The organism is Planotetraspora kaengkrachanensis, assembly GCF_016862895.1.
Classification (GTDB): domain Bacteria; phylum Actinomycetota; class Actinomycetes; order Streptosporangiales; family Streptosporangiaceae; genus Planotetraspora; species Planotetraspora kaengkrachanensis.
Map to the genome: position 1 here is coordinate 168422 of NZ_BONV01000025.1, position 21409 is coordinate 189830.

General features: G+C 70.6%; 11 protein-coding genes. 6 read left to right on the forward strand and 5 right to left on the reverse strand.

Annotation, left to right across the window (positions count from 1 at the left end):
- The first annotated feature begins 91 nt into the window (after positions 1-91).
- Positions 92-310 (forward strand): hypothetical protein, encoded by a 219-nt coding sequence (locus Pka01_RS24965; protein ID WP_203885289.1) that lies wholly within the window; start codon positions 92-94, stop codon positions 308-310.
- Between the two features lie 40 nt (positions 311-350).
- Here the strand turns inward: Pka01_RS24965 and Pka01_RS24970 are convergent, their stop codons facing one another.
- The 4 genes from Pka01_RS24970 to Pka01_RS24985 form a co-directional block, all read right to left on the reverse strand.
- The gene (locus Pka01_RS24970; protein WP_203885290.1) at positions 351-893 is read right to left on the reverse strand and encodes an RNA 2'-phosphotransferase; all 543 of its coding nucleotides are present in this window, start codon (positions 891-893) and stop codon (positions 351-353) included.
- Positions 894-964: 71 nt separating this feature from the next.
- Positions 965-1675 (reverse strand): DUF6348 family protein, encoded by a 711-nt coding sequence (locus tag Pka01_RS24975; RefSeq protein ID WP_203885291.1) that lies wholly within the window; start codon positions 1673-1675, stop codon positions 965-967.
- Positions 1676-1842: 167 nt separating this feature from the next.
- Positions 1843-5433 carry a galactose-binding domain-containing protein gene (locus Pka01_RS24980; protein WP_203885292.1) on the reverse strand — a complete coding sequence of 1197 codons (3591 nt, stop codon included), beginning with the start codon at positions 5431-5433 and terminating at the stop codon, positions 1843-1845.
- A gap of 525 nt (positions 5434-5958) precedes the next feature.
- Positions 5959-7341, reverse strand: coding sequence for a condensation domain-containing protein (locus Pka01_RS24985; RefSeq protein ID WP_203885293.1), 1383 nt, complete (start codon positions 7339-7341; stop codon positions 5959-5961).
- Between the two features lie 241 nt (positions 7342-7582).
- On the opposite strand from Pka01_RS24985, the gene Pka01_RS40895 reads away from it, so the two are divergent.
- From Pka01_RS40895 to Pka01_RS25010, 5 genes are all read left to right on the forward strand, one after another.
- Positions 7583-7855, forward strand: coding sequence for a phosphopantetheine-binding protein (locus tag Pka01_RS40895; protein WP_239115276.1), 273 nt, complete (start codon positions 7583-7585; stop codon positions 7853-7855).
- A gap of 122 nt (positions 7856-7977) precedes the next feature.
- Positions 7978-14166 carry a non-ribosomal peptide synthetase gene (locus Pka01_RS24995; RefSeq protein WP_203885295.1) on the forward strand — a complete coding sequence of 2063 codons (6189 nt, stop codon included), beginning with the start codon at positions 7978-7980 and terminating at the stop codon, positions 14164-14166.
- Positions 14166-19664, forward strand: a complete 5499-nt coding sequence (locus tag Pka01_RS25000; RefSeq protein ID WP_203885296.1) for a non-ribosomal peptide synthetase/MFS transporter — start codon at positions 14166-14168, stop codon at positions 19662-19664. Before Pka01_RS24995 ends, Pka01_RS25000 begins: the two co-directional genes overlap by 1 nt.
- Positions 19661-20080: an MbtH family NRPS accessory protein gene (locus tag Pka01_RS41345; RefSeq protein WP_203885297.1), complete on the forward strand. Its 420-nt coding sequence runs from the start codon at positions 19661-19663 to the stop codon at positions 20078-20080. The genes Pka01_RS25000 and Pka01_RS41345 overlap by 4 nt, the downstream gene beginning before the upstream one ends.
- Positions 20081-20489: 409 nt before the next feature.
- A complete protein-coding gene (locus tag Pka01_RS25010) occupies positions 20490-20807 on the forward strand; it encodes a hypothetical protein (RefSeq protein ID WP_203885298.1) in 318 nt (105 codons plus the stop codon).
- 51 nt (positions 20808-20858) lie between these two features.
- Here Pka01_RS25010 and Pka01_RS25015 read toward each other — a convergent pair whose 3' ends face one another.
- Positions 20859-21389, reverse strand: coding sequence for a GNAT family N-acetyltransferase (locus Pka01_RS25015; protein WP_203885299.1), 531 nt, complete (start codon positions 21387-21389; stop codon positions 20859-20861).
- Positions 21390-21409 lie beyond the last annotated feature (20 nt).

The window sequence follows — 21409 nt, forward strand, 5'->3', positions numbered from 1 at the left end:
GATCCGTGGATGACTTTCCACCTCGCGAGACGCACGGTCAGATACGGGCATTGGGCTGGGGCGAACACAGGCGCTTACCTAGATTTGGGGTGTGACCGCCGAAAACGTGTACGAGGAGCTCCGTCACCTGGTTGATCGGCTTTCGCCGGATCAGGCCCGTCGCCTGCTACGTCTGGCGAAAACTAATCCTGAGTTTGCTGAGCAGGAGACCCGAAACCCAGTTCGCCGCAGAAGGTTGTCGATCGCCGGTATCGGCGCTTCCGGCGACGGGCACCTGTCAGAACGGGGCGAACGGTTCAATCCATTGTGACTGGCACGCTCGGCTGACCTCGCTCTTCGATCCTCGGTGGTCAGCCGGGGAGACGGATGAACGACGGGGGGACGTGTTCCACCAGCCACACGCCGTTGTCGCTGCGGTAGAAGACGTGCCCGGCGGCGCGCATCGAGCCCGAATCGACCGTCAGGACGACCGGCCTTCCTCGCCGGGCGCCGACGCGGGTGGCGGTCTCGCGATCAGGCGACAGGTGCACGTTGTGCCGGTTCATCGGACGCAGCCCCTCGTCTCTGATCGACGGCAGGGCCGAGGCCACCGTGCCGTGGTACAGATGCGCGGGCGGTTCGAGAGGCGGCAGGTCCAGGTCGACGGGCACCGAGTGCCCCTGGTTCGCGCGGATCCTGCCGTCCACGACCGAGTACCGCTGCTTGTCGTTGTTCGCGACCACCTCGGCCAGTTCGGCCGCCGAGACCGGGAACCCGTGTGCGGCGACCGCCCTCAGGAGATCGTCCACGTCCACCCAGCCGTTCCGGTCCAGCGTGAGGCCGATGCGCTCCGGCTGGTGGCGCAGGTGCTTGGAGAGATACTTCGAGACCTTCTTCAGTCGTTGTTCGTCCATCAGCCCGAAGTGTGCCGCACGCCTCGCACGCCGCGCACCGGATTATCCGGGCAACCGTCCTTCGTCTCAGGTCAGGCGTTCGCCGCCGTCGCGGGCTCCTGCGGGTGCACGAGCAGCATGAACGTCCGGGCGTACGACAGGCCGTCCTGCTTCCTGGGCCAGTCCAGCCCGGCCAGGGCGAGCGACGCGCCTTCGTGGACGCCGCCGTTGACTCGAACCTCCGCGGTCTCGCGACCGGCCCTGCCGCCGAAGAACACCTTGACCCCGATCAGGGAGCCGCGATCCAGCGCGTCGTGCAAGGCGGGGGCGAGCCTGGGGAGCAGCGGATTGTCGATCAGCCAGTGCTGTACGACGTCATGGCCCTCGCCTGCGCCCCATCCCGAGATGCCACCGTGGATGGTGTGCCAGCCGGGGAACCCGTCCGGGTCGTCCGCGGGAAAGTGCGCAGCGAAGGAACCGTCGCGCCTGAGCAGTTCCAGCAGGGCGGCTCCGGTCGTGCCGAGCCACATCTCGATGGCCCGGTCCACCGCCTCCTCCACCGTGGATCCGAACCCTGTCGTGCAGTCGGATATCGACGTCTCCACGGGACGGTCCAGGTTGAAGACGAAGTTCAGATCGAGGTGCTTGGCCGAACCTGTGTGATCCTCCCCGAGGAAGATCCCCAGCGTGCCCGGGCCCTTGATCATGCTTCCCCTGGCGGCCCAGGGGTCGCCTGTCGCGGCCGAGAGGCGTCGCGCCAGCTTGTCCAGCACGACCTCGTCGGGCAACCGCACATCGTCCATTCGAGAGTCACCTTGCTTCTCGACCGACCATCCACCCCGATTAGGGCGCATCCGGATTATTCGGCATATCCGGTCTGCTCCGCAGGGCATTTTCCGGCAGGGGCAACGGCGGTGCCGCCGGGAGGTCGACTCCCGGCGGCACCTGTCACCGTACGGCCGTCAGAGGGCTACGGGTTCTGGACGATGGTGAACGTGGACGTGGTGTTCTTGATGTTCTGAGCGTTGTTGCTCATCTGGAGGTTGTTGAAGGTCGCGGAGCCGACCGCCGGCCCCTGGCCCGACTCCGGCATCTCGTTGACCCAGATGCCGAATCCGGACTTGGCGTCGAAGGCGTCGCCGCTCTTCTGCGCACCGGTGATCGACACGTTCGTGAAGATCGTGTCCTTGACCGGATTCTGGGGCTGTCCACCCACATAGTTCGTCTGGAACATGATGCCGCTGTAGGTCGGGTCCACGATGTCCACGTTGCTCACGCGGATGCCCTGGAACACCTTCGAAGCGGAGAAGATCCAGATTCCGGGGAAGGTCTGCGCGCCCCAGAAGTGACCGCCCCCGCGGACGATCGAGATGTTGTCGAACACGGTGGGCGGGCTGGCGCCGAACCCGTTCATCGGGTACCCGAAGTCGAGCGAGCTGATCGTGATGCCCGAGTAGGTCAGGGTGTCGGCGATGTAGATGTTCTTGAACGTGTTGGCGTAGCCGCCGTAGACCGCGACACCGGCCGCGCGCCACGGCAGGATCGCCGTCAGGTTCTCGTACACGTTGTTCTTCTCGTCGGCGCCGCCGGCGTCGATGGCCGAGAACAGCGCGAAGCTGTCGTCACCCGTCGAACGCGCCTCGTTGTTGCTCACGAGGTTGTCCGTGCTGCCGTTGGTCATGTTGATGCCGTCCGCGAACAGGTCACGGATCCGGGAGTTCTTGATCGTGATGTTGTCGGTGTTGGCGCCCCAGTACATGCACATCTGATGCTCCACCCAGATGTTGTCGATCGTCATGTTGGAGACGTTGGCGAAGTTGAACAGCTTGCCCGGGCCGTCGACCCGGCTGGTCCAGTTGCCGAAGGAGGCGAAGCCGGAGAACGACGAGCCGTTCGCCGACGACTGCGCGTCGAAGCCGACGTCGGTGTTCTCCTGACCGGACGGCGAGTTGAACCGGGTGTACCAGGGGCCCGCTCCGACGACCTTGATGGCCTTGCCGTACACGTTGAACTTGCCTGTCGTCTGGTACTCGCCCGGGGGCAGGTAGACGCCGACCAGGTTGGCGTCCTGGCGGGCCCGGTCGAGGGCGTTCTGCACGTCCTGCTGGCCGAAACCGGTCGGCACGGCGTACTTGGCGGAGTCGGGGTTGGCGATCGGCGACACCTGCTCGAGGTTGATGAAGTCGATCGCGTAGTTGGTGGTGTTGGCGGCGTCCTTCTGCAGTCTGATCTTGCTTCCGGCCGGGACGGTGGTCCCGAGCATCACGTTGGCCTCGTCGTAGATGTGCCGGGGGCTGCCCGCGCCGGGCGAGTTGCCGGGGCCGGTCTCGTTGCCGTACAGCCAGGCGTAGTGGGACGTCAGGTTGACGGGCTTGAGGAAGGTGCCGTTGACGTAGATGTTCAGCGTCGAGTTGATGCCGCCGCCGCCCGAGGCGTCCGGGATGGAGAAGCGGGTGACCAGCGTGTTGGTCGAGGCCTTGGTGGTGAACTCGACGTAGCTGCCCGTCGAGTTCAGCGTGACGGCCCTGCGGCCGGACGCCTCGCCCGCGAAGGTGCCGATGTCCCTGCTCGGGCCGACCACCTGCGCGCCGCCGCCGACGACGCCGTCCTCGGCCTCGTAGCTGTCGTACGGCATGTTCGCGCCGCGGCCGACGAAGAACGGCACCGAGCTGGTGTTGTTGCCCTGCTTGACCGGGAGCTCGTTGGCGTCGTTGGCGATGACGGTCTTGACGGTGTACTTGCCGTTGGCGGCCGTCCAGGTCCCGAGGTTGACGGGGTTCGTGGTCGCGCCCGCGGCGATCGCGCCGCTGTAGGAGCCGGTCAGCGTTCTGACGACGGTGCCCGAGTCGTTGGTGACCGTGACGGTGATGCCGTGGGCGCCGCTCGCGGAGGCCACCGTGCCCTGGTTCCTGATCGCCACGGAGAAGGTGACGACGTTGCCGCTCGCCGGGTTGCTGGGGGTCCAGCTCGCCGTCCCGACGAGGTCGGAGCTGTCGACGGGCCTGACGACCACCGAGGTCGAGCTCGCGAAGGAGTTGTTGGTCTCGTTCTGCTCGATGACGCTGTTGGCCTCGTCGACCTTGGCGCTCAGCGCGTACGTGCCGGCGTCACGGGGACCGATGTTCGCGGTGACCGTGGTACTGGCCCCGGCGGCGAGTGCGCCGACGGAGGCCGTGCCGACCTTCGTGGTGCCGAAGTAGAAGTTGACGTCCGAGACTCCGGAGGCCGCGGTGCCCGCGTTCCTGACGGTGGCCGACAGCGTGACGGAGTCGGTCTCGACCGGGGACGTCGGAGCCGAGGTCAGCCCGGTGATGGTGAGGTCGGGGTTGGGTGCCGGGGTGCCGAAGACCTGGAACTCGGCGACCTGCCCGGCCGGAGCTCCGGTGTTCGAGGTGATCCGCAACTGCACGTCGGCGACCCGGCCGGAGACCGGGATCGTCACCGTGTTACCCGAGGCCGGGTTGAACACATACGGCGCCGCGGCGACCAGACTGGTGAAACCGGACGCGCTCTGCTCACGGCCGAGAACCTGGATGGTCTGGGTGCGGGTGCCCCACGCGCTGTCGGGGTTGAGCTTGACCACGACCCGGTTGACGTCGGCGTTGGCGCCGAGCTGGACGGCCAGCGTGCTCGGGTAGGAACCGCTCGCGCCCTCCCAGTACGTGGCCAGGTTGTCGTCGACGGCGTTGGCCGGCACGAACGTGAAGACCGAACCGGACGCGGTGACGGGCTTGCCCACGGCGAGGTTGGAGCCGCCGCCCCCGCCGCTGCCGGTGCGGGTGACGGTGTTGCTGTCGGCCGACTGCTTACCGGAGGCGTCCTTGGCCCGCACCGTGTAGGACACCGTGGCCGTGGCGGGCTGGCTGTCGGTGTAGGTCAGCACGTTGCCCGCGACACTGGCGCGCAGCGCGTTGTTGGCGTACACGTCATACCCGGTCACGCCCACGTCGTCGGTGGAAGCCCCCCAGGTCAGGCGGATCTGACCGGAGGCGGGCTCGGTGAAGGCCAGGTTCGACGGCGCACTCGGCGCCTGGGTGTCACCGGTCACCGGCCCGTACACCTCGAACTCGGAGATCTGACCGGCCGGCCATCCGGTGTTGCCGGTGATGTTCACCCGGACGTACCGGGCGGTCGTCGCGGTGAAGTTGATCGTCACCGTGTTACCGGTCGCCGGGTTGAAGGTGTAGCCGGCCGAACCCACCGTCGTGGTCGACGGCGGACTGGCCGTCCCGGTCAGCACCGACAACGTCTGCGTCCTGGTCTGCCACGCGCTGGGTGCGGGAACCTTCAGCACCACCTGGTTCACGCTGACGGCCGACCCGAGGTCCACCTGGATCCACTGCGGGAACGCGTTGTTCGCGCTCTCCCAATAGGTGTTCTGGTTGCCGTCGTTGGCGTTGCCCGCCTGGTAGACGTCCGCGAAACTGCTCGCCGTGACGGCCTTGCCGGCCGCCAGATTCGGACCCGCGGCCGAGGCCGGCAACACCGGACCCGCCAAAACGAGCAGACCGGCCGCGAGCAACGCCGCGACCAGCCGTAACCCTGATTTCTTGCTTCTCATCGCGTTTCTCTATCTCTCGTCTGGAACGACAGGGAGTGGCGGGGAGACCGCGATCTCCACGCGCGACGCACGCGGCCGAGCCGGTCAGCGTGACTCCAGGGGGCGCCGAACGCCCGCCGGCGGCTGTGAGCTGGCGGGGAGCGTGCGGGCACTGCCAATGCCGACATCACCGAAGGCCTCTCCGTGGATGGGCCGGGGCGGATGCACGGACGCAGTGCTTTCCTGCCGCAAGTTGCGAAAGATTGCAGAGAAACTAACAGGGCTTTGATGGGATCTTGCACCGGACTGGCCAAATGTTACATACGTGCTACGACGGCGTCAACGGCTCGACAAGACCGATGTCAGCACGACTCGACAAAAGAGAAAGGGCCACGTCGGGAGCCGTGTCATCGGTCGCCCTCATTGACGCGTGCCGGCCCGGATACGGGGCGCGCCGAGTGCGCCCATGCCGAATTCGCCGCCCGCTCGCACGCGGCGCATCGGATTCGCCTTCTTCGCTCTTTCGGGCGAAAAAGCTTTTATCGGCTAATTGGTCCGTCCGAATTCCGGTGGTGGCCCTTCATGGCCTGACGCCGCCCAGGCCATCACGTCCTCGATGTGCCAGAGCATCGCCTCGGCGACGTCCCCCCAGCCGGTGTCCTCGTGCCACGCCAGGGTGAGCAGCGCTCCGGAGACCCGGTGCTGGACCGTGAGGATGTACCGCGAGCCGCCGGGCCGGGGCGGCGAGAACCGGACGACCCCCTGGTGGGCCGGATCCCCGAAGGCGAAGCTGTCCCTGCCCCACGACCGGCTGTTGGCCGCGCTTCCGACGAGCGCGTTGTCGACGTAGTTGAACCGGGCGGAACTCGCGCCGGTGCCGCGCAGACCTCCGAGCACGTCGGCTTCGAGCGGCCGCGCCACACCGGGGTCGAAGTTGGCGAAACGATGGCCCTGCAGCAGGCGGGCGGCGCACACGGCGAGCCTGTCCCGGTAGGCGCCCTCGCGCGGGCCTGGCACGACGACCGGCACGGGCATCACGGCCTTGCGCACCGAACCCTGGACGGCCGCGGAGAGCCGGTTGGCGGACAGGGCGAAGACCCCTGCGGCGGGAGCCTGCTCCGCCTCGCAGACCGCGGCCCCGAAGGCGAGGAGATATCCGGTCGAGACCGGCGTCCCCGCCGCCTTGGCGACGGCCTCCGCGGCCTGCGCCACCCGGCGCGAGGCCAGCCGGCAGGTGTGCAGAACAGGGTGATCGTCGCGTTTCGCGGTCTTCGGGGTCCAGTCTCCGAGCGCGTCCCTGAGTGTGACCAGTTGCCGCCGCCAGTGGGTGCGGGCCCGCTCCTGGTGGCGCTCGCCGGCGGCCCCCTGCTCCCAAAGGGCGGTGTCGAGGGGTTGCTCGACGTCCTCCATCGGGCCGCCGAACGGCTCATGCCCCTTGGCCCTCGCCCGGAGCGCCCGTTCGAGGTCGCGGCAGAGCACGCGCATGCCCCAGCCGTCCACGGCGGAGTGGTCGACGACCACGCCGATGCGCCGGACACGGCCCCCCGCGGTCAGCAGGACGAACAGGACGGGCCACTGCGCGTGCAACCGGAACGAGGTCCGCACGGCCGCCTGGAACGCCCCACCGCCGGGGTCCGCGTGGTCGCCGGGTTCGTCGGGCGTCACGCGGATCACCGCGGCCAGGCCCTCTCCGACCGAGCAGACGTCCTGCCGGCTGGTTCGCACGATGTGCGTACGCAGGCCCTCGTGCCGGGTGAGCAGGTCGGCTACGGCCGCCGTGACGTCTCCCTGGGCGAGGTCGTGACCCGGCAGGATCGCGCTGAAGTTGGCCTCGAACGACCACTCGCTGTCGGAGTCGGCGCCGAGGTCCTCGAACCATTCACGCTGGGCCCAGTTGAGGCGCCCACCTCGTTCAACGGTGATTGACATGTCGCCCTCCCCGCTCGCAAGCGATGGGAGATTACTATCGGGATATTGCAGGGATGTATATAACCATGTCAGTCTTTCCACGAGATTATTGCGGTTTGCGCAACTGATATTGCGGCATGCCGTCGGCGATCTCGCTCGAAATGCCATTTCGCGGCTGCTCAGAGCCCCTGCCGCGCCGCCGTGCCCAGGACGGGGGTCCTGGCCAGATCGGGGAGCCTGCCATTCACGACATGAGCACGACATGAGAGAGCCCCAGACTCAGGCGAACGGGGTGGCGGACGCCGCCGAACGGGGAGAAGATCTTGTCGAGCAGGTGCGCCGGATCTGGGAGGAGGTCCTGGGGATCTCCCCCATCGCCACCGACGACGACCTCTTCGACCTAGGAGGCCACTCGCTGACCATCACCCAGATCATCGCGAGGATGCGCAAGCGGCTCGGTGTCGAGGTGCCCCTGGACGTCTTCTTCGACGAGCCCACCATCGCGGGCGTGGTCGATGCGGTCAGGAACGGCTGACCCGGAGCCTGGGCGGACCGCCCGGACATGACGCGTCACCTCACCCCCAGGTTCGACATCACCCACAGGTTCGAGTCCACCGGCACGCTCAGGTTCACCGGCACGCTCAGGGAGGCGTTGCGATGACCGGGTTGACCCTCGCCCAGGAACGGCTGTGGATCCTCCACCGCCTCGATCCCGACGACGCCTCCTACAACCTGCCGATGATGTTGCGGGTCCGGGGCGCGCTGAACACCGAGGCGCTCGAGCGCGCGCTCGACGTCGTCCTCGACAGGCACGAGATGTTGCGCTGCCGATTCGCCGAGCACGGCGGCACGCCGGTGCGGATGCCGACGAGCCCGGCCCGGGTCGAGCTCGTCAACTGTGCGGACGTCGAGGAGGCCCGCGCGTACACGGGGGCCATGGCGGGCCGGCCCTTCGACCTCGAACGCGGGCCGATGATCCGCGTCGCCCTGCTCACGCTCGCCCCGGACGACCACGTCCTGGCCCTCGTCGTGCACCACATCGTGGCGGACGGCTGGTCGCTCCAGGTCCTGAGACGGGACATCTCCGACGTGTACGCCGCGTTCGACGCGGGCAAGCCGTCGCCGCTCGCGCCGCTGCCGATGAGCTACGAGGACCACGTGTGCCGCCGGCGTGAGAACGCGGGCGACGAGGCCGGGACGGCGTACTGGGTCTCGGCGCTGGCCGGCTCCCAGCCGCTGGAACTGCCCACCGACCGCCCGCGGCCGCCGGTGCGCTCGGGCCGGGGCGACCACATCGACTTCGAGGTGCCCGGCGACCTGCTCGACCGGCTCGAGCGGGTCGCCCGCGCGGAGCGCTGCACCCTCTTCATGGTGCTCCTGGCGGCCTTCCAGGTGCTGCTCTCCCGGCACAGCGGCCGGCAGGACATCTGCGTCGGCACCCCGACGAGCGGCAGGGACCTCGTCGAGGCGGAGCCGATGGTCGGATACTTCGCGCAGATGCTGGTGCTGCGCGGCGACCTCGACGGCGACCCGACGTTCCGCGACCTGGTGCGGGCGACGCGCGGCCGGGTCCTCGGCGCCCTCACCCACGCCGACGTCCCGCTGGAACAGATCCTCACCGAGCTCCAGGTCGAACGCGATCCGAGCCGGACGCCGCTCTTCCAGGCGATGTTCAACTTCCTGCGCGAGGAGCACGAGGGGCCGGGGCTCGGCGACGCCCGCGTCGAGCCCTTCGACCATCCCTTCTCGCAGTCCAGGACCGACATCTCGCTGGACATCGTCCAGAAGCCGTCGGGCACCTCGGCGATGCTCACCTTCGACGACGCGCTGTTCACGCGGGCGGGCGTCGAACGCATGCGCAGGCACCTGCTCACACTGCTCGCCGACATCGCCGACCGTCCCGGCGTCAGAATCGGCGAACTGGCGCTGATCGACGACGAGGAACGGGCCGACCTGCTCGACCGGTGGAACGACACCGAGGTCCCGTCCGCGCCTGTGCCGGTGCTCGAACGGTTCGCCGCGCAGGTCGCCCGCACACCCACCGCGGTCGCGGTCGCCTGTGCGGGGGTCGAGCTCACCTACGCCGAGCTGGACGCGCGCTCCCGCCGGATCGCGGCGTTGCTCGCCGGGACCGGACTCCGCGGCGGGCTGGTCGCCGTCTGCCTGCGCCGCTCCGCAGACATGATCGCGGCGCTGTTCGCCGTATGGCGGGCGGGCGCGGCCTACCTGCCGATCGACCCCGAGCATCCGCGCAACCGGATCGCTCTCGTCCTGGACGACTCGCGGGCCGCCCGCGTGCTCACGGATCGCGAGCTTTCCCCGCTGTTCCCCGAAGACCGCGTGCTGCTCGTCGAGGACGCCGCCGATCGTGAGGAGGCCGACGCCGACGCGCAGGAACCGGCCGATCCCGAGCAGGCCGCCTACGTGCTCTACACCTCGGGCTCGACCGGGCGCCCCAAGGGAGTGGCGGTGCCGCACCGCGCTCTTGCGCGCTTCCTGGACGCGATGACCGCGATCCTCGGCGAGCAGGAGGACCGCACGTGGCTCGCGCTCACATCGCTGTCCTTCGACATCTCCGCGCTGGAGATCTTCCTGCCGCTGACGCGCGGCGGACGCGTGGAGATCGCCCCCGACCATCTGCTGCGCGACGGCCCGGCGCTGACCCGGCTGATCGGCGCGGCGGGCGTCACGAACGTCCAGGCCACGCCGTCCGGGTGGCGCATGCTCACCGGGGCCGGGCTGCGCGACACCCGGCTGGACGCGCTCGTCGGCGGCGAGGCGCTGCCCCTCCCCCTCGCCGCCGACCTGCGCGCGCGGGTGCGCAGGCTCGTCAACATGTACGGCCCGACCGAGACCACGATCTGGTCGTCGTTCTGGGAGGTGCCTGAGCACCCTGAGGAGGTCACGATCGGCGGCCCGATCGCGGGCACCCGGCTGCACGTGCTGGACGACCGGCGCGTGCTCGCGCCCGTCGGCGTGCCGGGCGAGCTGTGCATCGCGGGCGACGGAGTGGCCCTCGGCTACCTGGGCCGTCCGTCGCTCACCGCCGAGCGGTTCGTGCCCGACCCGTACGGGCCGCCCGGCTCCCGCCTCTATCGCACGGGCGACAGGGTCAGGCGGCTGCCCGACGGCCGGGTCGTCTTCCTCGGCCGCGACGACGGCCAGGTGAAGCTGCGCGGCCACCGGGTGGAACTGGGCGAGATCGAGGCCGTCCTCGAGGCGCATCCGGGAGTCCGCGCCGCCGCCGTCGTCGTCAGGAACGACGCGCTGGTGGCGTTCGTGGTGGGCGACGCCCCCGATCTGGCCGCCCACGCCGCGGCGGCGCTGCCGCCGTACATGGTCCCGGCGGTGGTCGTCGACATGGACGCCCTGCCGCTCACGCCGAACGGCAAGGTGGACCGGCTCGCCCTCCCCTCGGCGGTCGAGGTCCGTCCCGCGGCCGCGCCCGTGCGCACCCCGCCACGCACGTGGGCGGAGCGGCGGGTCGCCGCCGTGTTCGCCGAGGTGCTGGGGGTCGGGGAGGTCGGCGTGGAAGACGACTTCTTCGCGCTCGGCGGCCATTCGCTGCTGGCCGCCAAGGTCGTCGCCCGGATGGACGCCGTGCCGATCCGCGAGCTGTTCGACCACCCGACGGTCGCCGGATTCGCCGCCAGGCTCGCCGGCGGCGCGGGCCCGGCGCCGCTCCGGCGCAGGCCGGACGGAGCGGTGGTCCCGCTGTCGCGCGCGCAGGAACGCCTCTGGTTCCTGCAGCGGCTGGATCCCGGCGACGCGTCCTACAACATGTACAACGTCTGGCGGCTGCGCGGCCGGCTCGACGCCGGAGCCTTCGAGGGCGCGCTGCGTGATCTGACGGCCCGGCACGAGACGCTCCGCACCCGCTATCCGGAAGCGGACGGCACGCCGGTCACGGACGTCCTGCCCGAGGCGGGACCCGACGTCGAGCACATCGACGTCACCTCCGCGGCCGAGGCCAGGCGGCTCGTGGCCGAGCGCACCAACGCCTCCTTCGACCTGGCCGCCGCGCCGCCCTTCCGGGTGAGCCTGCTGCGGCTCGCCGAGGACGATCACGTCGTGTGCCTGGTCCTCCACCACATCGCGGGAGACGGCTGGTCGCTGAACGTCCTCAGAGAGGAGCTGGAGCGCCTCTACGCCGCCCGGCGTGACGGCGTCGCCGCCGATCTCGACGAGCCGCCGATCCAGTTCGGCGACGTCGTGTACGGCCTCTCCGGCCAGGACGACGGCGCGGACCTCGCCTACTGGCGCGAACGGCTGGCCGATCCGCCGACGCTCGAACTGCCCACCGACCGTCCCCGCGCGGCCGTTCCCGCGCACCGGGGAGCCTTCCACGGCGCACGCCTGGCCGCCGGGCCGGCCGCCGCCCTGGAACGGGTGGCCGGGGAGCACCGCGCGACGTTGTTCATGGTCCTGCTCGCGGCCTTCCAGGTCATGCTCGCCGGTCACACCGGCAAGCGTGATCTGCTGGTCGGCTCCACCTTCGCGGGCCGGGACAGGGTCGAGCTGGAACGGCTGGTCGGCTACTTCGCCAACACGCTCGTGCTGCGCGGCGACCTGACGGGTGACCCCTCCTTCGCCGACCTGCTCGCCCGCACCCGCGACACCGTGCTGGAGGCGATGGCCCACCAGCGGCTGCCGTACGAGGAGCTCGCGGCCGAGTCCGGCGGCGGGGCACGCGGCCCGCACCTGGACGCGATGTTCCGGACCATGCTCATCCTGCACAGCCAGGACGAGACCGAGATCACCGGCGCCTTCGCCGATCTGGACCTGGAGTTCTTCGACTCCGGCTACCGGCAGGCCAAGTTCGACCTCATGCTGGAGGCGTGGCGCGACGGCGAGGGGCTGATCCTCTCCTTCGGCTATGACAGCGATCTGTTCGATCCCGGGACGATCTCGCTGCTGGCCGAACGGTTCACCCTCCTGTGTGAGGCCGTCGCCGCCGACCACCGCCGTCCCGTCTCCCTCCTGCCGCTGCTGACTCCGGCCGACGCGGCGCTGCTCGCCGGGTTCGAGGCCCAGGAGAGCCGCGTCACCGCGGGCCCGACGGTCCCCGAGCTGATCGAGGCGGCGACGGCGGCGACGCCCGACGCGGTGGCGTTGAGCTGCGGCGACGAGGCGGTGACCTACGCGATGCTCGACCGCAGGGTCGACGCGCTCGCCGCCCGCCTCCGCGCCGGGGGCGTGGGCCGGGAGAGCGTCGTCGGGGTCTGCCTCGATCGCTCCTGCGACGCCGTCGTGAGCCTGCTCGCCGTCTGGCGGGCGGGCGGCGCGTACCTGCCGATCGACCCCGCCCTTCCCGCGGGGCGGATCGACTGGATGCTGGCCGACAGCGGCGCCGCGCTCGTGATCACCCGGCATGAGGGGCTGTCGGGCGAGATCCCGGTGCTCGTCCCCGGCCCGGTGGAGGACGGCGCAGTGGAGGACGGCCGGGCCGGGGACCGCCCGGCGGGCGGTGGCACGCGCCCGGCGCCCTCCGACGCGGCCTACGTGATCTACACCTCGGGCTCGACGGGACTGCCCAAGGGCGTGGTGGTGGAGCACGCCGCCCTCGCCGCGCGGGTGGAGTGGATGCGGGCCGACTACGGGCCCGGCCCCGGCGACCGCGTTGTCCAGTTCGCCTCGCTCGGCTTCGACACCCACGCCGAGGAGATCCACCCCGCCCTCGCGTCGGGCGCGACGGTCGAACTGCTCCCCGACGGCGCGCTCAGCCTGCCCGAACTGCTCGCGGGACCCCGAGGACGCGAGGTCACCGTGCTCGACCTGCCGACGGCGTACTGGCACCGCCTGGTGGACCAGATCGACGACATCGCCTGGCCGGGCCGCCTGCGGCTGGTGATCCTCGGTGGAGAGCAGGTCCACGCCTCGGCGGTGGCGCGATGGCGGGAGCGCTTCGGCGACCGCGTGCGGCTCGTCAACACCTACGGGCCGACCGAGGCCACGATCATCGCCACCGCTGCCGATCTCGGGGCCGCGGACGCCTCTCCCGCCGGCGGACGCCCCCCGATCGGCGTGCCGATCGCCGGAGCCCGCGCGGCCGTCGTGGACGAGCACGGGCGGCGGGTGCCGCCCGGCGCACCCGGGGAGCTGCTGCTCGGCGGAGCCGGGCTCGCCCGCGGCTACCTCGGCCGTCCCGGCCTGACCGCGGAGAAGTTCGTGTCCGGCCCTGACGGCGGGCGCTGCTACCGCACCGGGGATCTCGTCCGCTGGCGCGACGACGGGCGGCTGGAGTTCATCGGCCGGGCCGACGACCAGCTGAAGGTGCGCGGCTTCCGCATCGAACCCGGTGAGATCGAAGCCCGCCTGGCCGCCCTTCCCGACGCCGGCGAGGCCGCGGTGACCGCCCACGACGGCGCCCTCGTCGCGTACGTCACGGGGACGGCCGACCCGGCCGTGCTCCAGCGGCATCTGGCCGAGACGCTCCCGCCGTACATGGTGCCGGACGTCTGGGTGCGGCTCGGCGAGTTGCCCATGACCCCGAACGGGAAGGTCGACCGGTGCGCGCTGCCCCCGCCGGACGCTCCGGCGGAGCGGCCGTTCGTCGCGCCGGAGACCGACGCCGAGTGCCTGGTCGCCGAGGTCTGGGAGGAGGTCCTGCGCGTCGACCGGGTCGGCGTGCACGACGACTTCTTCGCGCTCGGCGGCCATTCGCTGCTCGCCGTCCAGGTCGCGGCCCGCCTTCGCGCCGCCGCGGAGGTGGACGTTCCCATCCGTGAGCTCTTCGCCCATCGCACGGTGGCCGCCCTGGCCGTGGTGGTCGAGGAGCTCGTCATGCGAGAGCTGTCCGAGCTCAGCGACGACGAGGCCGCCCGGCTCCTCGAGACGGAGGCCTGATGACTGTCGAGGATTCCCGCAGGGCCCTCGCGGCGCGACGACTGCGCCGCAGAGCGGCAACGCTGACCGTGCCGCCGCGCCCGCCGGAGGTGGAGCCGCCGCTGTCGTTCGCGCAGGAACGGCTGTGGTTCATGGAGCAGTACACGCCGGGCAGCCGCGCCTACGTCATCCCGGTCGCCCGGCGGTTCCGCCGCGAGCTCGACGCCGAACGCCTGGCGGACGCGCTGCGTCAGGTGGTCGAGCGGCACGAGACGCTGCGCACGCGCTTCCCCGCGACCGCCGACGGCGCTCCCGCCATCGAGATCGTCCCGCCCGGCAGTGCCGATCTCACAGCCGATCTCACAGCCGATCCCACCGCCGATCCCACCGCCGGGTTCACCGTCGAGCTCGCCGTGGCCGAGGCGGACGACGAGGAGGCCGCCCGCGCGCTGGTGGACGAGCTCCAGTCACGCCCGTTCGACCTGGCCGCCGGCCTGCCGATCCGCGCCCTTCTCGTACGGCTCGCGCCCGACGACCACGTCCTCGGGCTCGCGGTCCACCACATCGCGGCGGACGGCTGGTCGGTCAACATCCTCCTCGGCGAGCTCATGGCGCTGTACGAAGGCCGGCCGGTGCCCGACCTGAAGGTCCAGTACGGCGACTACGCCCTGTGGCAGCGGGGCCTGCCGGAGACGGGCCTCGAGCACTGGCGCGAGCGCCTGGCCGGAGTGGAGGCGCTCGCGCTGCCCACCGACCGGCCGAGGCCGCCGGAGGTCACGTACGGCGGCGCGAGCCACCCCGTGCGCATCGACGCCGACCTGGCGCGCGGGCTGCGGAGCCTCGGCGAGGACCACGGCGCGTCCCTCTACATGGTGCTGCTCGCCGGTTTCTCCGCGCTGCTCGGGAGGTACGCCGGCCAGGACGACGTGACCGTCGGCTCCCCCGTCGCGGGCAGGCCGGCAGCCGAGCTGGAGAGCCTCGTCGGCTGCTTCGTGAACATGCTGGTCATGCGGTCGGACCTGTCGGGCGACCCGTCGTTCGCCGACTTGCTGCTCCGCGTGCGGGAGACCGCGCTCGACGCGTTCACCCACCAGGACGTGCCCTTCGAGCAGCTCGTCTCGGCGCTCAACGTGACGAGGGACGTGTCGAGGTCGCCCCTCTTCCAGGTCATCCTCGCCGTGCAGAACTACGACGCGGCGGGCGCGGACGCCGAGGGATTCGACCTGAAGTCATGGGCGACCCGCTTCGATCTGGAGCTCTACGTCTCCGACAACGGCGCCGAACTGTCCGGATCCTTCATCTACAACACCGACCTGTTCGACGCGGCCACGATCGACCGGCTCTGCCGCCATCTCACGACGTTGCTCCGGGCCGCCGTCGACGATCCGGCGAAGCCGCTGTCCGCCCTGGATCTTCTCGACTCGGGCGAGCGGGCCACGCTCGACTCGTGGAACGCCACCGATGCGGACCTCGGGGAGCCCGCGACGCTCCTCGACCTGGTCGAGGCCCAGGTCGCCCGCACTCCCGGCGCGCCCGCCGTGACGTTCGAGGGCGTCACACTCTCGTACGCCGAGATCGACGAGCGGGCCGAGCGTGTCGCGGCGACCCTTCGGGCGCACGGCGTCGCCCCCGGCTCGCGGGTCGGCGTGTGCGCCGAGCGGTCGCCCGAGCTCGTCGCCGCTCTGCTGGGGGTGTTGAAGGCCGGAGCCGCCTACGTGCCGCTCGACCCCGAGTATCCGGCCGATCGGCTGGCCTTCATGGCGGCGGACGGCGCCCTGTCCGCCGTCCTGACCTTCGGCGCGTCCGAGGGCCTCGACGCCCTCGAGGGCGTGCTGACCGGCTGCCCGCTGCTCCCTCTCGACGACACCGGCGAGAGCCCCTCCGTGGAGTCCGCGTGGCGGGCGGGGCCGTCCGACGCCGCATACGTGATCTACACCTCCGGGTCGACCGGCAAGCCGAAGGGCGTGCCGAACACGCACCAGGGCATCGCCAACCGGTTGCGGTGGATGCAGGAGAGGTTCCGCCTGACACCTGGCGACGTCGTGCTGCAGAAGACGCCGGCCGGCTTCGACGTCTCCGTGTGGGAGTTCTTCTGGCCCCTGATGACGGGCGCGCGGCTGGTCCTCGCCCGGCCTGGCGGGCACAAGGACGCGGCCTACCTGCGCGACCTGATCGCCGCCGAGGGCGTCACCACGGTGCACTTCGTGCCGTCGATGCTGGCGATGTTCCTGGCAGAGGAGGGCGTCGCCGCGTGCCGCACGCTCGAACGGATCGTCTGCTCCGGTGAGGAGTTGCCCGCCGACCTCGCCCGCCGCTGCGTCGAGACGCTGCCCGCCGAGCTGCACAACCTGTACGGCCCCACCGAGGCCGCCGTCGACGTCTCGGCCTGGCACTGCACGGCGGAGACGCTGCGGGACCTGGCCAGGGTGCCGATCGGCGCGCCGGTCGCCAACACCACGCTGCACGTCCTCGGGCCGGGCATGCGGCGGGTCCCCGTCGGGATGCCGGGTGAGCTGCACATCGGCGGCGTGCAGGTGTCGCTCGGCTACCTCGGCAGGCCCGGTCTGACCGCGGAGCGGTTCGTCCCCGACCCCTTCGGCGAGCCGGGATCCCGCCTGTACCGCACGGGCGACCAGGCCCGCTGGCGTCCGGACGGCACGCTGGAGTTCCTCGGCCGGCTGGACACCCAGGTGAAGCTGCGCGGACTGCGGATCGAGCTCGGCGAGATCGAGGCCGTGCTCCGCGAGCAGCCGGGCGTGGCCGACGCTGCCGTCATCGTGCGCGAGGACCGTCCGGGAGACCAGCGGCTGGTCGCCTACGTCGTCGGCTCGGCCCCGGACCGGGCCGTCCTGAAGCGGGTGCTGCCCGACTACATGGTCCCCACCGCGTTCGTCGAGCTCGACCTGCTGCCGCTGTCGCCCAACGGCAAGCTCGACAGGGGCGCGCTGCCCGCGCCGGCGCGGCCGGCGGGCGCGAGTTCGGCGCCTCCGTCCACGCCCACCGAACTGGCGGTGGCGGCGATCTGGACGGAGATCCTCGACCTCGACCAGGTGGGCGCCGACGACGACTTCTTCGATCTCGGCGGCCACTCCCTGCTGGCCACCCAGCTCGTCACGCGGCTGCGCCGTACTGCGGCCGAGACGGGTGGCGGCGCGGTGAGCGTCATGGACGTCTTCAAGAACCCCACGGTCCGCGAGCTGGCCGCGCTCATCGACACGCCCGCCGACCAGCGGGCGCCCCGCGGGCTGCTGCACGAGCTCACGCCGCGCCGTACGGCCGAGCTGAGCTTCGTCTGCGTGCCGTACGGCGGCGGAAGCGCGGTGGTGTACCAGCCGCTGGCCGACGCCCTCCCGGACCGTTACTCGCTCTGGGCGGTCGCGATCCCCGGACATGACGTCGGGCTCGACGAGGAGCATCTGCCCTTCGAGGAACTCGCCGCCCGCTGCGTGGCCGAGATCCAGGAGAAGGTGCGCGGCCCGATCGCCCTGTACGGCCACTGCGGCGTGGGGTCGGCGCTGATCATCGACATCGCCCGCCGGCTGGAGCAGGCCGGGCGGACGGCCGAGGTCGTCTACATCGGGGCGATGTTCCCGTTCGCCCGTCCCAAGGGACGGGTCGCCGCCACCCTGTCCAAGATCGCCAGGATGGAGGCGCTGCGCGGAGACCGCGGCTACGCGAACTGGCTCACCGGTCTGGGCGTGGACCTGAGCGACCTGGACCCCGCGCAGGCCCGCTCGATCATCCAGAACATGCGCGAGGACTCCACGGCGGCCGAGGACTACTACACGCGCCTGTTCGACGAGGGCACCGAGCGCCTGCGCGCGCCGATCGTCACCGTCGCCGGGAGCAAGGACCCGACGACGGACTACTACCAGGAGCGCTATCGCGAGTGGCACTTCCTGACCGACACCTCCGCCGTGGTGGTGCTCGAGGAGGCAGGCCACTTCTTCCTGAAGTACCGTGCGGCCGAACTCGCCGAGATCGTCACGCTCCCGTTGCTCACCGAGCGGCCGCCCGTGCGCGACACCTGGCATCTGCACGAGGTGTCCCGCGGCGACATGACCGAGGGGACCGTCTCCCACGGCCGCGGCGCCGGGCCCGAGCCCAGCATGCGCAGGTTCGCCGCGGTGGCCACCGGGCAGCTGGTGTCCATCACCGGTTCGGCTCTCACCGAGTTCGCCATTCCGATCTGGATCTATCTGACCACCGGCTCGGTCGCGCGCTTCGCCCTGTTCACCGTCCTGGGGCTGGTCCCCGGCCTGGTGGTGGCGCCGCTCGCCGGGGCGATCGTCGACCGGTACGACCGGCGCAAGGTGATGCTCGGGGGCGACATCGCGGCGGGCGGAGTGCAACTCCTGGTCGGGTTGCTGGCCTGGACCGGCAATCTGCAGATCTGGCATCTCTATCCGTCGATCGTGTTCCTCTCGCTCGCGCTCACGTTCCAGCGGCTCGCCTACGGCTCGGCCATCCCGCAACTGGTCCCGAAGCGCTATCTCGGCCACGCCACGGGCATCGGCCAGCTCGGCGGAGGGCTCGCCCAGCTCCTCACTCCCCTGCTCGCCGTCGGCCTGCTCTCGGCCATCGGGCTGGGCGGGATCCTCGTGCTCGACGTCGCCAGCTACGTGATCGCCATCACGCTCGTCGTGTTCGTGCGGTTCCCGACCTCGATGGCCTGGCGGCGCAAGGAGACGCTCACCGCCGAGATAGCGAACGGCTTCCGCTACGTCTGGGGAAACCGCGACTTCCGCAAGATGCTGGCGTTCTTCGCGGTCCTCAACCTCCCGCTGTCCCCCCTGTTCCTGATGATCTCGCCGCTGGTGCTCTCCTTCGCCACGCTCAGCGAGGTCGGCAAGGTCTCCTTCCTCTCCGGGCTGGGGGTGACGCTCGGCGGTCTGACGATGTCGATGTGGGGCGGGCCCCGCCATCTCCGCATGCGGGGCGTCCTGCTGTCGACGCTCGTGCTCGCCGTCTTCTGCTTCGTCACCGGCCTGCGGGCCGAGCTGTGGGTGGTCGCGGCCGGCGCCTTCGGCATGGCGTTGTGGCTCACGTTGCTCAACGGCATCTACACCACGATCGTGCAGGTCAAGGTGCCGCAGCGGTTGCACGGCCGGGTCTTCGCCCTGAACACGATGATCGCCTGGTCCACTCTGCCCGTCGGCTTCGGTCTCATCGCCCCGTACGGCACGGACCTGTTCGAGCCACTGCTTGCGCCGGGAGGCGCGCTCGCGCCCACGGTCGGCGCGGTCATCGGGACGGGCGAGGGACGCGGCATCGGGTTCATGTATCTGCTGTTCGCCCTGCTGATGGCGGTGATCGCGCTGGTGGCGCTGCGCTGGCTGGCCGGGTTCGACGACCGGGTCCCCGACGCCGTCGCCGACGACCTCATCGGACTCGAGAGCGTCAGCGCGGCCAATGCGAACGCGACCGCGGAGACGGCCGCTCGCGGCGGCGCCTCCCGCCCGGTTTCCCGCCCCTCCGACGCGTCACTCGTGAGCGTCCGATCCCGAGGAGAGAGATGAACCATCGCGTCGTCGTCAATCGCGACGGCCAGTACTCGGTCTGGCCGTCGGAGACGGACCTGCCCTCCGGATGGGCCGCCGAGGGGCCCGCCGGATCGCGACAGGAGTGCCTGGACCGGATCGACACGATCTGGACCGACATGCGCCCCTACCGGAGCCGGCTGCGCGAGTGGCTGGCGACCGCGCTGGAGAAGGCGTCCGACGGGCGGCTGACGGCCGCCGAGGTGTTGGGAGCGCACACGTCGCTCGTCGCGATGGGCGTCACGTCGCTCACCATGGTGCGCCTGATCGACGCGATCGAGACGGAGTTCGACGTCACCGTGGACATGGAGCAGCCGGCCGCACTGGAGGACCTCACGTCCCTGACCGACCACCTCGCCGAGTTGCGGCTGTCGTCCCGTACGGGCGACTCCTGATCCGGGCCTGATTCACTCCTGATGCACTCCTGGTCCAGGCCTCGTCCCGGCCAGATGCAGGCCTGATACAAGGCCTGATACAAGGCCTGATACAAGGCCTGATACAAGGCCTGATCCACGCACGGGAGCCGGTCGCCGGCCGTCGGCGCGGCTTCCCGGTGACGCTTCGGTACTGGAACGTTCCGGCTTGAACGTGGTCGAATGGCACAGCACGACCGAGCCACCCATACCTTCGCGATAATGTGCCGCAATGACATATTTTTTCCTCTTATGTCTGATACTCGCCCCTTTTGTATTTCTGTTGCTGGCCTTTCGGCTCGCCTGGCGTGCCGTCCGTGCTTTCAAACGGCGGAGGCTGCCCGGACCGACGCATGACTCGTCGCTGAAGGCCGCCATCGAGGTGGGCGCGATGTCGGTGATAGGCGCCGGCCTGTGCTGGACGGCGGGCGTGGGATCCGGTTTCTACCTTCTCGACCCCGGCGAGATCTGCGACGTCTCACGGCTCTCCGTCCCGGTGACGAGTCCGGACGCCGTCACCATCGAGGAGCACCTGTCCCTCCCCGTACGGGAGACCTGTGTGTGGGCGGGAGGCATCCACTTCGAACTGGTGCCCTCGTGGGTGAATCCGATGATCGTCGTGTTCCTCGCCGCGCTGGCCCTCAGCCTGGTGGTGTGTGTGGCCGGGCTCGTGACGCGCCGTCGGCGCCGGCGGGCCGTAATGAACTGAACAGATGAAAGCTGAACGTGGACGAGCCGAGCGCGGCCGCCAGGAGGGTGGTCAGCCGGTGACGTCGCGCTGGAGCAGCAGGGTGTCGATCCAGCGGCCGTGCTTGCGGCCGACCTCCTTCAACCGCCCCACGTCGCTGAATCCGAAGGCGCGGTGCAGCCCTGCCGACGTGGGGTCGCCGGTGTCCGCGATGACCGCGACGACCTGGCGCACGTCCGCCTTCTCGCATTCCTCGAGCAGTGCGCCGAGCAGCGCACGCCCCAGACCCCGGCCGGTCCAGCCGGGAGCGAGATAGATGCTGTCCTCGACCGTGTGCCGATAGGCCGGCTTCGGCCGCCAGGGCCCCGCGTAGGCGTATCCGACGACCTGTCCCTCCACCTCGCCGACCAGGAACGGCAGCCGCCGGTCCGTCAGGTCGTCGAGCCGCCCGCGCCAGTCGGACGGCGTCGGCGGGGTCTCCTCGAAGGTGGCGACGGTGTCCGCGACGTAATGCGCGAATATCGCGGCGACGGCGTCGAGGTCGCCGGCGCCGGCCGGACGGATGTGCGCCGGCGAAGAAGACGCCGCCCTGTCACCTTGCATGCCGCCGGCCTTTCACGAGC